Origin of the sequence: Thiorhodococcus minor (genome assembly GCF_010820565.1) — a bacterium.
GTDB lineage: Bacteria > Pseudomonadota > Gammaproteobacteria > Chromatiales > Chromatiaceae > Thiorhodococcus > Thiorhodococcus minor.
The window spans coordinates 1-14,332 of record NZ_JAAIJQ010000041.1 but is presented as its reverse complement, the minus strand read 5'-3'; the positions used below and the strand labels follow the sequence as shown (position 1 = coordinate 14,332).

Genomic DNA, 14,332 nt, shown 5'->3' with positions numbered 1-14,332 from the left:
AGCCGCGGATGCACAGGGCTCTAGACCGCGAGCCCGATCGATTGCGCCTCTAGCCAACTTCTGTCAATTCTCATACCATCTGGCTTGTCTTGACGCCCGCCTTCTGTGTCGCCCCGCCAGTCACATAGGCCCGCTATGCTCCTGCCGACGCTCCTTGAAGGCGGACCTCAATCCGGCGCTACCTGGTAGACGAATTTCCGGCAATCGCCTTACCCGCGCCACTGCTCGAGCCGCTGCATGCAGATCCGCCCCATGGCCGCAGCCCGCTCCGGCGTATCCGCCTCCGTGTAGGCGCGCAGCTCCGGGGCGTTCCCGGAGGGACGCAGATGGGCGATCTCGCCGCTCGCGAAGGTGATCCGCAAGCCGTCGGTGTCGTCGAGGGAGGCGACCGCGCCGAAGTCCTCGGCCAAGAAGTCCTCGATCGCGGCCTTGTCCGCGGCGAAATCGCCGCTGTTGAGCGCGGCCAGTCGCGCCTGGCTGATGTGAGTGGGGAAATCCTTCAGGCGGTCACTGTAGGTGAAACGTCGCGGCAGATCTCCGGCCAGCTCCGAGACCGGCTTACCCTGCTGCGCGGATTCCAGAAGGATGCTGACGGCGACGATGATCGCATCGCGCGTCGGCAAAGCGGTCAGGCGCAGGCCTTGACGCTCGACGTCGCTCCCGAGCAAGAAGCCGCCATTGGCCTCATAGCCCACGACCGGCCCCAGGCCCTGATCGATGAGCGCCTGCATGCCTTCGATCACGTAGGGGGAGCCGATTCGGGTGCGCGCGACGGCCTGGAAGCAGCCGCACTTCTCGACTGCCGTATTGCTGCTCACGGGGGTGACAACGGCTTGCGCGCCGAGCTGACGGGCACAGAGCACGCCGGCGATGTCGCCGCGCAGCCAGCTCCCGGTCTCATCGCCGACGAGCGGGCGATCGCCGTCGCCATCGGCCGAGACCAGGGCGTCGAGCTGCCCGCCCGCCGCCCAGGCTCTTGCCAAGTCGACATCCTCTGGACGGATGGCCTCCGTATCGACCGGGATGAAGGCATCGGAGGGCGCGAGCCGCGTCACACGCGCGCCAAGGCCAGCGAGCACGTCGCCATAGGCCTCGCGGGCCACGCTCGAGTGCTCGTAGACCCCAACGCTCAGTCCTTCGAGACATCCCCGGGGGAAGAAGTCGAGATACCGCCTCACGTAGGCCGCGTAGGCCTGCCCGTCCGGCGCCGGCAAGGCCGCTGCCTGATCGGTGACGAAGCGCCCCGCCGCATCGAAGACGCCGGACGGCCGAGCCACCTCCTGGGCGCGGATGCCCGCTTCGTCGCGCTTGAGGATCTCGCCGGTCGGCAAATTGAACTTGATTCCGTTGCGATCGTCCGGAATGTGGCTGCCAGTGACCATGAGCGTCGGAATCCCATGCGCCATGCCATAAGCGGCCAGCGCGGGACTTGGAATGAAGCCGCAGCTCAGCGGCCGACAGCCCATGTCGAGCACGGCCCGGGCGCAAGCGGTCATGATCCGTGGCGAGCTCGGACGCAAATCGCCGGCGATGCCCACCGCGCCGCCCTCGGAGACGACGCCGCTATCGCGCAGATAGCCCAAGAACCCGCGTGTGTAGGCATAGCAGACCCAGTCCGTCATGTCCTCCGCCAAGCCGCGGGCACCACTGGTGCCAAACTTGACGCCGCTTTCTGCCATCAAATCTCCAATTTGCATGTCTATCCTCTTTACCGCGACCGAGACCGACTCGAAGATGCCCTGCCACGGATTCTAGCCGAGCCAGCACCGCCGGCCCATCGGGGAGCGGCGGCCAGCGCCGCATCCGCGATGCCCGGATGGGCGCAATCGAGGCTTGGGCTGTACACTCTCAGGCGCTCGGCGTCGACCAAGGGCAGGCATCGACTCGGTCAGCCGACAAGATGGAAGGAGCGGCCAGCGATCGGCTTCCGGCTGTTGGGTCGCCGAAGCTCGCGCGTGTTGACGCCCTCACTCGACAGCTAAGGCGATTGCCGGAAATTCTTATACCAGGTGGCGCCGGATTGAGGTCCGCCTTCAAGGAGCGCCGACAGGCGCATAGCTGGGCGATGTGACTGACGGGGCGACACAGAAGGCGGGCGTCAAGACAAGCCAGATGGTATGGGAATTGACAGAAATCGCCTAAGCACGAGCAAGACAAGCCCCAGGGGGCCGGCCAGCTGCCTGACTCCAAAACGCTGGCGGCTGGAAGCTGGCAGCTCTTTTCAGATCCAAGCCCACACATGAAATCGGCCAACCGATTCGCGACCAGCAACCTTTCACAACCAGCAACGAGGAGTGACGATGTCCCAAAAGCCAATCATTCGCACGCTCGCATCGGCGTCCGTCGTCGCCATGACGATGACATACCCGGCCTGGATGAGCACCGCGGCCGCGCAGGCAGCCACCCCGGGGCCAGACGAGACGGCTAGCGCGTCAGCGGCGCAGCCGCAGGCGCAAGCCCAGGCGCCTTCCGGCTTGGAAGCCGCGCGCGCCAAGGCGGAAGAGCGTCGGGCCGCCATGGACGAGGAGCGCGAGAAACGCTACGCGGAGCTGCGCGCCAGTGCCGCGGAGCTTGGGGTCGACTTGCCCGAGACGCCACCCTGGGCAGCAAGCGGGGCCATAATGCCCGAGCCTCCGGCCCCTCCGGAGATGCCAGGCCGTTACAAGCGACCGAGCCAGAAAGAGCGCGATGCCATCCGGCAGAAGCGCGAGGAGATGCGTGAGGCGCATTGGAAGCGCATGCAAGCGGAGGCCGCCCAGCGCAATCGAGACATTCCGCAGCCGGCACCTTGGGAAGCAATGGAAGAGCGCCGCCAAGCGATGGCCAAGCGCATGGAGCAGTATCGAGAGACGATCGAGAAGATGACGGTGGAGCAGCGCGAGGCCGCACGCGCGGTCTTCGCACAGAGACCCCCGATGCCGCGCCCGCCGATGCGCCCGGACAGATATGGCGCCCCTCAATGGCACGGCCCCTGCCCGATCGCAGGTCATGAGTACGGTCGGCCTCTCCACCCCATGATGCCCGGCTTGTACGATGCCCCCGGCTACGATCAGGGGCCGCCGCCGCCACCCGCCCGCCAGGGAAGCAACTGAGATCGGCCCACATCGGTGATCGAGACCGCAATGTGCCGGTCTCGGTCCCGGCTCGCGTACCGCGAATGCCGTCGGACACTCGCCGGCGCCGCGGCAATGCCCGGAGTCGAGCCCGCTGGGCTCAGTCGACCTGCAGCCACAGATTCAGTCTTTCCTGCGCAGCCTCGACACCAAGACGCTCGGTTGCCGAGAAGAGCGCGACGCTCACCCGATTGTCCGCGCCTGCGTCCCGGGCGACTTCGCGCTCGACCGCGAGCTGCGCCGCGCGCCCGGCACCGCGCTTGAGCTTATCCGCCTTCGTCAGAAGCAGCAGAATATCGAGGCTCCCGCCCTGCCCCCAAGCCAGCATCTGACGATCGTAATCGGTCAGCGGATGACGGATGTCCATCACGATGACCAGCCCAGCGAGCGATGCGCGGCACTCGAGGTAGCGTGACAGCTGCTGCTGCCATTGCTGCTTCACGGAGACCGCGACCTTCGCATAGCCATAGCCGGGAAGATCGACGATTCTCCGGGTCTCATCGAGCCCGAAGAAGATGATCTGCTGCGTCCGTCCAGGCGTCTTGCTGGTCCGCGCCAGCGCCTTCTGGTGACAAATGGCGTTGATGGCGCTTGATTTGCCGGCGTTCGAGCGACCGGCGAAGGCGACCTCGCGGCCGCAGTCTTCTGGACATTGCTCCAGCTTGGCCGCAGCGGTGAGGAATCGAGCACCTTGGTAGAAGGGATTCATTTCAGAGGCTCATGGGTCGATCCGGTGGCTCGATTCGATAGATCGGCTCGATCGGCCGATTCGACTTGATCAGGACGCATTGGCCGACGCGCGGACCCAGTGCCCGGAGCGCCCTCCCTGTTTCTCGACCAGCCGAATGTCCGTCATCTCCATACCGCGGTCGACCGCCTTGCACATGTCGTAGATCGTGAGCAGGGTAATCTGAACCGCGCACAACGCCTCCATTTCGACGCCGGTCTGCCCTTCCGTCTCGACGGTCGAGCGACAATAGACGGCCGACTCGTCCTCGCAAGCAGCGAGATCGATCACCACTCGGGTCAGCGGCAGCGGATGGCAGAGGGGGACCAGATCGGCGGTGCGCTTCGCGGCCATGATGCCGGCGATGCGCGCGACCCCTAGGACATCGCCCTTCTTGTGAGCGCCCTGCTGGATCAAGGCCAGCGTCTGGGCGGCCATGAGGATACGCCCCTCAGCCACCGCCCGACGCCGCGTCACGGCCTTGGCGCCCACGTCGACCATGTGGGCTTCACCGTTCTGATCGAAATGCGTGAGCGGCATCAGAAGGCCGGCTTCTCCGGAGCATCTTCGAACATCTTGACGCTGTCCAGGATCTCCTGGCAAGCCTCCTCGCGACCGCCCCAGCCGCCGACGCGGACCCATTTGCCCTCGTCCAGATCCTTGTAGTGCTCGAAGAAGTGAGCGATCTGGTCCAAGAGATGCTGCGGCATATCGCGGAAGCTCTCGACGTCGCGATAGCCCTTGTAGAGATTATCGATCGGCAGCGCGAGGATCTTGGCGTCGTCGCCCGACTCGTCGGTCATCTTGAGCACGCCGATGGGACGGCACTTGATGACCGAGCCCGAAATCAGGGGATAGGGCGTGACCACCAAGACGTCGACCGGATCGCCGTCCGACGACAAGGTGTGAGGCACATAGCCATAGTTGCATGGATAGTACATGGGGGTCGACATGAAGCGGTCGACGAACATGGCGCCCGTCTCCTTGTCCATCTCATACTTGACGGGCTCGGCGTGGGAGGGGATCTCGATGATGACGTTCAGGATGTGGGGGACATTGTCGCCACGGGAAACCTTGGATATATCCATGGGGCTGGCCTCGATTTGGTTTGAAGAATCGGTCGCGTCGCGGCTCGCAGCTCCGCGAGCACAACGAAAAAAGGCCCTGACGGGCCCATCGCGGTAATCAATCCCTAATTGTATTCCAAAATGCCCTTGGAAATACCAATCCTTCGAATTCGGCCAGGCTTCAGGGATTCTAGGGTCGGCCGGGCGAGCGGCGCTCGCCCGACGCGTCGCGCTCAGAGCTCGAAAGGCGACAGCTTGCGCTCGACAGCGGCGTTCTTCAGGGTCACGTACTTGGGCAGACCATGCTCGAAGGGCGGATAGTCCTCGCCTTGGATCAGCGGGATCAGATACTCCTTGCAGGCGGGCGTGATCCCGAAGCCATCCTCCGAGATGAACTCGCTCGGCATGAACTTCTCGACATTGGCGACCTCGGACAGCGGCGCCTCGCCGACCTCCCAGGCATAGGGGTCGTTGCTGGTGCGCTTGACGGTCGGCATGACGGCGCTGTGGCCGGCCACGGCGAATTCGACGCCGGCGCGTCCCATGGCGTAGGCCTGCTCGACGTCGGTCTTGGATGCCAGATGCCGCGCGGCCCGCTGGAGATAATCGGCGACGGCCCAATGGAATTTGTAGCCCGTCACATCCTTGATCATGTTGGCGACCACGGGCGCGGCGCCGCCCAGCTGGGCATGACCGAAGGCATCCCGCGTTCCCTGCTCGGCCAGGAAGCGGCCGTCCGGATACTTGGCGCCCTCGGAGACCACGATGGTGCAGAAGTCGAAGCGCTCGACCTTCTCCTTCACGGCGGCGAGAAAGCGCTCTTGGTCGAACTCGACCTCCGGGAAGAGGATGAGCACGGGGATGTTGTGGTCCTCGACCAGTCCGCCCGCCGCGGCAATCCAGCCGGCGTGCCGTCCCATCACCTCGATGACGAAGATCTTGGTCGAGGTCTTGGCCATGGAGCGCACATCATAGGATGCCTCCAGAGTGGAGGTCGCGATGTACTTGGCGACCGACCCGAAGCCGGGGCAGTTGTCGGTGATCGGCAAGTCGTTGTCGACGGTCTTGGGGACGTGGATGGCCTGCACCGGATAGCCCATCTTCTCGGAGAGCTGGGAGACCTTGTAGCAGGTATCGGCGGAATCGCCGCCGCCGTTGTAGAAGAAGTAGCCGATGTCGTGCGCCTTGAAGACCTCGATCAGACGCTCGTACTCGCGCCTGTTCGCCTCCAAGCTCTTGAGCTTGTAGCGACAAGATCCAAAGGCGCCGGAGGGCGTATAGCGCAGCGCGGCGATAGCCTCGTCCGATTCCTGACTGGTATCGATCAGGTCCTCGGTCAGGGCGCCGATGATGCCATTGCGACCGGCATAGACGTTGGCGATCTTGTCGGTGTGCCGACGCGCCGTCTCGATGACGCCGCAGGCAGAGGCGTTGATGACCGCTGTGACACCGCCGGATTGGGCGTAGAAGGCGTTCTTTGCTGACATGGTTGTCCTCGCTGGGTCAGGTTGCTAGCGGGCTCGAAAGGAAGCCAAGCATCGGGAGCGACGCCGATTCGACCGATCACCAGACTGCATGGTCGTTGAGCCAGCCCGCGCCCGCAGCAAGGCGGCCCTGCAGTCGGCGGGGTGATCGCACTGGCCGACGCCGATCCCGGGTCCGCTGTCGGGCTCGAAGAAGCTGGCGCCGCTGGGTGCGCGCGCCGAGCTTGGAAATGCGCAGGCTGCGACAGTCGTCGTCGGCCGGCCAGCGGATCGCCGAGCAGGTCGCGAGCCGCGACTGCGGCGCCCGGAGTCGGGGCTCCACATCGCGGCCAACGGGATCGAGGCGGCTGGCCCGCAGGACCCGATGGCCCGTGTCGGAGATGGCTGGAATCCTGGCCATGGAATCGCCTCGGTCTCGATCGAGGTGTCTAGGGCGATTTCTGTCAACGCTCATACCATCTCGCTTGGCTTGATGCCCGCCTTCTGTGTCTCACCGTCGGTCGCATCGCCCGGCGATGCTCCTGCCGGCACTCCTTGAAGGAGGGCCTCAATCCGGCGCCAGCTGGTATAAGAATTTCCGGCAATCGCCTAAGTGGCCCGAGACTCTGGCCCCGGCGGCCGGCCGCAAGACTAACCAAAACGCCGCCTCCATCCAAATCGAAAAAATCCGTGCATGGATGCACGCGACTGATCGCTAGACCGCGAGGGAGGCGCGCCATTGCTCCCTTCGCCGTCCGGAGCCTAGAGGTCTCGGCATGCGAGGATGCCGGGGCCGAGCATGGCGCGCCCCGAAATCGGCATTTCGGAGTCACGCGCCGATCGACGGCCGCGACGGCATTGCCTCGGCGTCTAGGCAGCGGCGAGCGGCGGCAGATCCACGCCCAGGCCCAAGGCACGCTCCATGAAGAGACGCTTCAGCGGCGCGACGCGATCGGTGGCTCGCAGCCCCAGGCTACGCGCGGTGGAGAGCGCCGGATGGTCGTTGCCGAAGAGCCGTTTGAAGGCGTCCATGGCGGCCAGCATGAGCATGTTGTCGCCCCGCCGTGCCCGCTCGTAGCGACGCAGTGCCCAGAGACCACCGATGTTGCGGCCATGGGCGATGGCGTACTCGAGCGCGACGGCCAGCTCGGCGGCGTCGAGGAATCCGAGATTGACGCCCTGCCCGGCCAAGGGATGGATGGCGTGGGCCGCGTCGCCGATGAGGGCCAGCCCAGGCTGGACGTAGTGCTTGGCGTGCTGCAGACGCAAGGGCACGGCGGCGCGCGGACCATCGACGCCGAGCCGACCAAGGCGCGCCTCGAAGGCATCGGTCAGGGCATTGGAGAAGTCTTGATCCTCCATGGCCATCAGCTCGGCGGCGCGCGCGTCGGTCGCCGACCAGACGATGGAGCAGCGGCCATCGGCGAGCGGCAGCAGGGCGAGCGGGCCGGTCGGGAGAAACCGCTGCCAGGCGGTCTCTTGGTGCCGCTCGGCGGGCTTGACGTTGGCAACGATGGCCTTCTGGCCATAGTCCCAGCCTTCGGTCTCGATACCCGCGAGCGAGCGCACCAGGGAGTCGCGGCCGTCGGCGCCCACCAAGAGGCCGCACTCGATCGCGCGCCCGTCGGTGAACAGCAGGCGCGAGACCCCGCCAGCCCGCTCCATGTCGGAGATGGCCCCGGGACAGAAGAGGGTCACGTCCTGCAGATGCTCGAGCGTCTCCCAGAGCGCGAGCTGAATGACGCGATTTTCAACGATGTGCCCGAGATCGGCCTGACCCACGGACGCACTGTCGAAGTGGATCTCGCCGCCGCCCACGGCGTCCCAAACATGCATGTGCCGATAGGGGCTGCAGCCCAAGGCCTCAATGCGGGACCAGACATCCAGACGCTCGAGAATGCGCTGGCTAGCACGACTCAAGGCCGAGACGCGCAGGTCGATCTCACCCTTCGGCCAATCGCGCGCCGGCTCCCGCGCCTCGATCACGGCGATGCTCAGCCCCTTGCCGGAGAGGGCCGCCGCAAAGGCCGCGCCCACCATACCGCCACCGACGACGACGACATCGAAATCCCGCTCAGCATCAGACATGACGCCCCTCCAGCGACAATCCCCTGGCCAGCCGCGGAAGCCGGCCGCTCAGCCCCATGAAACGCCCGGCCACGCCATGCCGCGCGGCCGGGAGCAGGTCCAGACCCAGCATCCCGAGGTTGCGACAGAGACGCACGGGCCACCAGGGGACCACGAAGAGGCGCGCGAGGGTATCGGTGAGGCGCGCCGTGCCGACCTGGTCGCGCTGACGCCATTCGCCGTACTCGGCGAGCACAGATGTGGCACCAGCATCGCCACCCCTGACAGCGGACTCGACCACGACCTCGGCGAGGGCCGCAACGTCGCGCAGCCCCAGATTGAACCCCTGCCCGGCAACCGGGTGCAGGGTATGGGCGGCGTTGCCGATGAGCACCAGACGCTCTTGAACGGCGTCCCGCGTCAACAGCAGCTTGAGCGGATAGGCATGGCGTGGCGCGACCTCGCCGAGACGGCCTAGCCGGTAGCCGAAGCGGCCCTGCAAACGCTCGAGGAAGGCCTCGTCCGAGAGCCCGAGGAGCTCGGCCGTCTCCGCCTCGCGACAGGTCCAGACGACCGAATAGCGCCCGCGCGTCATCGGCAGCATGGCCAGCGGCCCGGAATCCGTGAAGCGCTCGAAGGCCCAGCCGCGCCGCGGCCGGTCCGGCGTCACCGTGGTGATGACGGCGTCGTGCCCGTAGGCGCGCTCCTCCGTCTTGAGCGCCAGCCCGCGCCTCACGGCCGAATCGCCGCCGTCCGCCGCCACGAGCAGCTTGGCGTGGAGACCCAGCCGCCCGTCCTCGGTCTCGATATCGAGCTCGACACCGCCCGAGCCCACACGATAGCCGTGCAGCTGCGCCGGGCAATAGACCTCCACATTCGGCGCATAGCGCAGCGCCGAATAGATGGCCTGCCCCATGGCGCGCGCCGGCGCCACGTAGCCGAGCGCCTCGACACCCTCTTCGCGATGGCTCAGGTGACTGAAGCCGCAATGACCCCGATCCGAGACGTGGATATCGCAAATGGGCTCCGCCTCGGGCTCGATCTCCGGCCAGACACCGATCGCACCGAAGATGCGCCGGCTGCCCAGCGAGAGCGCGATGACGCGCTCGTCATAGCTTGGCTGTTGGTCGGAGCGGGGCGGCACGGCCTCGATCAGCGCGACCCGGGCCGCCGTGCGGCTCAGGGCGCACGCCAGGCTGCCGCCGACGAGGCCGCCCCCCACAATTACCACGTCGTAATCATACATCTCGTCACATCTCGCTCGCTCGCGCGCAAGGGTCGAAGCCGCCACTCTTGGCTCAGGCCGCCATCAGCGCCTCGATCGCACTCGGGTCCTTGGGCACGCCCGCAGACAGGATCTCATGGCCATCGTCGGTAATGAGCACATCGTCTTCGATGCGGATACCCATCCCGCGATAGGCCTCGGGCACAGCATCCGTGCTCGGCATGTAGAGGCCGGGCTCGATGGTCAGCACCATGCCGGGCTCGAGCACCCGCCAGTCGCCATGGCGCTTGTAGGCACCGACATCGTGCACGTCCATGCCGAGCCAATGTCCGGTGCGATGCATGTAGTAGGGCTTGTACGCCTCGTCCTTGATCAGCTTGCCCACCTTGCCGTCGAGCACGCCCAGCGCGACGAGCCCCTTGGTCAGGACACGAACGGCGGCCTCGTGCGGCTCGTTCCAGCGCGCACCTGGGCGCGCCTTCTTGATGGCGGCCAGCTGCGCCTTGAGCACCAGATCGTAGAGCGCGCGCTGAGGCGGCGTGAAGCGGCCGTTGACCGGGAAGGTCCGCGTGATGTCTGAGGCATAGCCGTCGAGCTCGCACCCGGCATCGATCAGAACCAGGTCGCCATCCTCCAGGCGCGCGGCATTCTCCGTGTAGTGCAGCACGCAGGCGTTCTTGCCTCCGCCCACGATCGATGGGTAAGCCAAGTGGCGAGCGCCGCGGACGGCGCAGGCATGCTCGAGCTCGGCCTCCAGATCGTACTCGTGCATCCCCGGCCGACACAGCTGCATCAGCCTGCAATGCGCCTCGGCCGAGATCCGCGCGGCCCGCCGCATGACGCGGGCCTCGGCCTTGCTTTTGCGCAGACGCTGCTCGTGCAGGAGGGAGTCGATGACCACGAAGGTGTCGGGGGCCCGCGCACCGGCGCGCGCCCTCGCCCGCACTTGATTCACCCAGCCCATCACCTTGGCATCCAGGCCAGGATCGGCACCGATCGGGAAGTAGAGCCGGTCGCGCCCGTCGATCAGGGTGGGCAGCACCTCGTCAAGGTCGCTGAGCGGATAAGCCTCGTCGGCACCGAGCTGCGCGATCGCACCCTCCACGCCCAGCCGCGAGCCGTCCCATTGCTCGCGCTCTTCGTCCCGCGGGCGGCAGAACAAGACGAATTCGCCCTCCTTCCGCCCGGGCACGACCACGGCGAAGGCGTCGGGCTCCATGAAGCCCGTCAGATAGCCGAAATCGCTGTCCTGCCGGAATGGGTAATGGACGTCGCGATTGCGAATCGCCTCGCGGGCAGCCGGCAAGATGGCAAGACTGTCCGGCCCGATCTGCTTCGCGAGGGCGCGTCGGCGTCGTTTGTACTCGGCTCGAGTCATGCGTCCGTCTTCTTGCGCTTCGGGATCTTGGCGCACGCCTCGTAGATGGTCATGGCGGCGACGCGAACGAACTCGGTGATCTCCATCAGCGCCTGCTCGTTCTCCTCGCCATCTTCGATGCTTTCCAGATCCATCTTTGTCAGCTCGGCGAAATCACGGTAGGCCTCCTGAGCCTCACCCCCAAGGTCGCGCTCGGAGATGCCCAGGACCCCCATCGCGTAGAGGAAGCCGCGCACCCAATCGTAGACGGCGGTCACGCGCTCGACCAGGGGCGCGCGCTCTTGCGGCATCGGCAGGTCAAAGGTGAGATCCGGGCCGCGCACCTGTTTCTCAATCGTCTCGCCGACATCGCGCAACGCCGCGCGGTCCTCGGGATCGGGCGACTCAGCCTCCTCCGCGGAGGGAAGCAGCTGCTCGATCCAGAGTCCGACGGGATCGGCGACGTCTCCACAGAGCACCCCGCAGAGCATGCCGTGCGCCTCGGCCAACGTCGGATTCAAGGGACTCGCATCGAGGCACGAAGCGAGCTGTCCATGGTCGATATCCGTAAGAGGCTCCTCGATGCATCGCGCATCAGTCATGGCTTCGAATCGCGCCGATCATAGCATGGGCCTCGGCCTCATTGACCGCTCACCGAGCCCCTTCCATAATGCGCAGAATTTCAACGGAGTCGTGGACTTTGGCGAACTTTGACCTCGACCAGCTTGAGCTTCAGGTAGACGCCCTGATCCGCCTAAACGAGAGGCTCCGCGAGGAGAACGCCTCACTACGCGTGCGCCAGGAATCCCTGGTCGCCGAGCGGAGCGAGCTCATCGAGAAAACCGAGCAAGCGCGAAGTCGCGTTGAGGCCATGCTGTCCCGGTTGCGCGCAATGGAGGAGAATTTGTGATCGAAGAGCCGCTGCAAGTCAGCATCAAGATTCTAGAGAAAGAGTATCGGATCGCATGCGAATACCACGAGCAGGACGACCTCAGGGCGTCGGCGCGCCTGCTCGACAGCCGCATGCGTGAGATTCGCCAGAGCGGTCGCGTGATCGGCACGGATCGAATCGCGGTGATGGCCGCGCTCAACATCGCCCATGACCTCATCCAGCTACAGCGCTCCCGAGTCGGCTCGGACGGCGAGCCCGGCAACCGTCTGCGCCAGCTCCAGGAGCGCATCAACGCGGCCCTTTCCGCCGATCGCGAGGGGGTCTTCGAGCCGGCCGACGAAGGCAGCGATGATCCGCCACAACTGGACGCGTCGGACGAAAGGGTATAGCCTTCTTTCTCAGACACCCCCTGTAGTGCTCGATAGCGGCCTGGGTATTTTCTTGAGCCTAATCGCTACCCAGGGGACATGAACGCAAAGCTGTTGAGCATGTCCGTCACCGAGCGGAAAGCCTGAAGCCGAGTCAAGTGTCCCCACTTGAACCTCATGGTTCAAGAACAAAGGCCAGCAACGGCACAGATGGGGGGTGTCCCTTAATTCCCCGCATGCCTCCCGAACAACCCTCCCGAAAGCAGCTTCGCGCCGCAAGGCGGAGGCTTTCCCGCGCCGATCAGGCGCAGCACGCCAGACGAGTCGCCCAACAGGCCGGCATCAGCCAAGTGTTTCTGCGTGCTCGCCGACTGGGATTCTATTGGCCCGTCGACGGAGAGCTCGACCCCAGCCCGCTACTGCGCATCGCCGAGCGATTGGGCAAGCAATGCTATCTGCCCGTGCTCAGCCCCATCCGCGGCAAGGCATTGGGCAACAAGCTCCTCTTCGCCCGCAAGCTCCCGGCCGAGAGGATAACCCGCAACCGCTTCGGCATCCCCGAGCCGAGCCGCCGAGGACGACACCTCGCCCAACCGATCGCGCTCGACCTGCTCGTCGTCCCGCTCGTCGGCTTCGACCCCCGCTGTCATCGAATCGGGATGGGCGGCGGCTTCTACGACAGGACGCTGGGCTACCTCAGACACCACCGACACTGGCGTCGACCGCGCCTGATGGGCGTCGCGCACGAATGCCAGCGGATCGAGGCGATCTCCCCCAGCCCCTGGGACATCCAGCTCGACTGGATCGTCACGGAGGCGCGGCTCTACTCGAGCCAGGCAGACGCAAACTAGGACGCAAACGAGAGAGAAGCCCCCTCTGGTATGATTCGCCGACAACGAATCAGACAATCGGAGGACCGACAATGAGCCAAGACATACTGAAAAAACAAGCCGCGGAAGCGGCCTTGGATTACGTAACAGGAGGCATCGTCGGCGTGGGGACCGGCTCCACGGTGAACCACTTCATTGACGCCCTGGCGGGAATCAAGGGGCGCATCGAGGGCGCCGTATCGAGCTCCGAGGCATCGACTGAGCGGCTCAAGAGCCACGGAATTCCCGTGCTTGACTTGAACGCGGTTGGCGAGCTATCCATCTACGTCGATGGCGCGGACGAGTCGAACGCTCAGCTACAGCTCATCAAAGGCGGCGGCGGGGCGCTGACGCGCGAGAAAATCGTTGCGGCCGCCAGCAAGATATTCGTCTGCATTGCCGATGAGAGCAAGCTCGTCAAGGTGCTCGGCAAGTTCCCGCTTCCCGTCGAGGTCATCCCCATGGCACGCAGCTATGTCGCTCGCGAGCTGGTTCAGCTCGGCGGCACGCCGGCCTGGAGAGAAGGCTTCGTCACCGACAACGGCAATCTCATCCTGGACGTACAGGGCCTGGCGATCACCGAGCCTGCGGCGCTCGAGCAGAAGATCAACAACATTGCCGGCGTCGTCACCGTCGGCATCTTCGCCCTGCGCCCGGCCGACGTCCTCATCCTCGGCTCGCAGGAAGGCCCCAAGAACCTCAAGGCAGCCTAGGGCAAAGCCAAGAGCGGCCCGGCCCAGGCGCCTGGCCGCACACCCTCTTACACCAGAGCCCCATCGTCTCTACCAGCAGTAGCCGGCGACCAGCTTCCAACGGTTGGCTTGCGGAGGTTGCACTCGCCGGCGCCTTGAAGCAATGAGCTCGCCGGGACAAGCACCACAGGCCGGCCGACCACCTGCTCCCAAGGAGCTGGCCACTCGCGACCGGGACCGCAGCCCCCTTCAGACTCAGCTCTTCCAGCCCGGGATTGCGCGCATCCCGACAGGCCAGATTGCACCCCCACCTCAGCTCATCCCAACGAGAAGCCCGCCCGAGCCACGGGCGCAACCTTCCGCATCCGGCGATACGGCAGCCCCAACGAGCACCACTCAACCTAGATTCGGCAATTGGAACCGGTAGAGTAGAGGCCAGGGTCGCCCCTGGCCCCCCTCGTCAAACGCAGCATGCAGATTTCCCGCACTGCG

Annotated in this window: 14 protein-coding genes and 1 other RNA gene; 6 read left to right on the top strand and 9 right to left on the bottom strand. The window is 65.6% G+C overall.

Features of this window, described 5'->3' with window-relative positions; genetic code table 11:
• Positions 1–209: 209 nt before the first annotated feature.
• Positions 210–1,697, bottom strand: a complete 1,488-nt coding sequence (locus G3446_RS14375) for a phosphomannomutase (RefSeq protein ID WP_164453523.1) — start codon at positions 1,695–1,697, stop codon at positions 210–212.
• 603 nt (positions 1,698–2,300) lie between these two features.
• Here G3446_RS14375 and G3446_RS14370 point away from each other — a divergent pair.
• Positions 2,301–3,092: a hypothetical protein gene (locus tag G3446_RS14370; RefSeq protein ID WP_164453522.1), complete on the top strand. Its 792-nt coding sequence runs from the start codon at positions 2,301–2,303 to the stop codon at positions 3,090–3,092.
• 121 nt (positions 3,093–3,213) lie between these two features.
• Here the strand turns inward: G3446_RS14370 and yihA are convergent, their stop codons facing one another.
• From yihA to G3446_RS14330, 8 genes are all read right to left on the bottom strand, one after another.
• Positions 3,214–3,822: a ribosome biogenesis GTP-binding protein YihA/YsxC gene (gene yihA, locus G3446_RS14365; RefSeq protein WP_164453521.1), complete on the bottom strand. Its 609-nt coding sequence runs from the start codon at positions 3,820–3,822 to the stop codon at positions 3,214–3,216.
• A gap of 69 nt (positions 3,823–3,891) precedes the next feature.
• Complete coding sequence (gene moaC / locus G3446_RS14360; protein ID WP_425338404.1) at positions 3,892–4,380, bottom strand: cyclic pyranopterin monophosphate synthase MoaC; 489 nt, start codon at positions 4,378–4,380, stop codon at positions 3,892–3,894.
• Entirely contained in the window at positions 4,380–4,928 is a 549-nt protein-coding gene (gene ppa, locus G3446_RS14355; protein WP_164453520.1) for an inorganic diphosphatase, read from the bottom strand. The genes moaC and ppa overlap by 1 nt, the downstream gene beginning before the upstream one ends.
• Before the next feature lie 212 nt (positions 4,929–5,140).
• Complete coding sequence (locus tag G3446_RS14350; RefSeq protein WP_164453519.1) at positions 5,141–6,394, bottom strand: 6-phosphofructokinase; 1,254 nt, start codon at positions 6,392–6,394, stop codon at positions 5,141–5,143.
• An 846-nt stretch (positions 6,395–7,240) separates the two neighbouring features.
• Positions 7,241–8,458: a UbiH/UbiF/VisC/COQ6 family ubiquinone biosynthesis hydroxylase gene (locus tag G3446_RS14345; RefSeq protein ID WP_164453518.1), complete on the bottom strand. Its 1,218-nt coding sequence runs from the start codon at positions 8,456–8,458 to the stop codon at positions 7,241–7,243.
• Positions 8,451–9,683, bottom strand: coding sequence for a 2-octaprenyl-6-methoxyphenyl hydroxylase (ubiH, locus tag G3446_RS14340; protein ID WP_164453517.1), 1,233 nt, complete (start codon positions 9,681–9,683; stop codon positions 8,451–8,453). The genes G3446_RS14345 and ubiH overlap by 8 nt, the downstream gene beginning before the upstream one ends.
• 52 nt (positions 9,684–9,735) lie before the next feature.
• Positions 9,736–11,040, bottom strand: coding sequence for a Xaa-Pro aminopeptidase (pepP, locus tag G3446_RS14335; protein ID WP_164453516.1), 1,305 nt, complete (start codon positions 11,038–11,040; stop codon positions 9,736–9,738).
• Entirely contained in the window at positions 11,037–11,621 is a 585-nt protein-coding gene (locus G3446_RS14330) for a UPF0149 family protein (RefSeq protein ID WP_164453515.1), read from the bottom strand. Before G3446_RS14330 ends, pepP begins: the two co-directional genes overlap by 4 nt.
• Positions 11,622–11,719: 98 nt before the next feature.
• On the opposite strand from G3446_RS14330, the gene G3446_RS14325 reads away from it, so the two are divergent.
• The 5 genes from G3446_RS14325 (at position 11,720) to rpiA (ending at position 13,861) form a co-directional block, all read left to right on the top strand.
• Entirely contained in the window at positions 11,720–11,929 is a 210-nt protein-coding gene (locus G3446_RS14325) for a TIGR02449 family protein (protein ID WP_245232510.1), read from the top strand.
• Entirely contained in the window at positions 11,926–12,300 is a 375-nt protein-coding gene (locus G3446_RS14320; protein ID WP_164453513.1) for a cell division protein ZapA, read from the top strand. Before G3446_RS14325 ends, G3446_RS14320 begins: the two co-directional genes overlap by 4 nt.
• Before the next feature lie 14 nt (positions 12,301–12,314).
• A non-coding RNA gene (gene ssrS, locus G3446_RS14315) (6S RNA) lies at positions 12,315–12,500 on the top strand.
• Between the two features lie 15 nt (positions 12,501–12,515).
• Positions 12,516–13,130 (top strand): 5-formyltetrahydrofolate cyclo-ligase, encoded by a 615-nt coding sequence (locus tag G3446_RS14310; protein ID WP_164453512.1) that lies wholly within the window; start codon positions 12,516–12,518, stop codon positions 13,128–13,130.
• A 71-nt stretch (positions 13,131–13,201) separates the two neighbouring features.
• Positions 13,202–13,861 (top strand): ribose-5-phosphate isomerase RpiA, encoded by a 660-nt coding sequence (gene rpiA, locus G3446_RS14305; protein ID WP_164453511.1) that lies wholly within the window; start codon positions 13,202–13,204, stop codon positions 13,859–13,861.
• Positions 13,862–14,332: the final 471 nt, after the last annotated feature.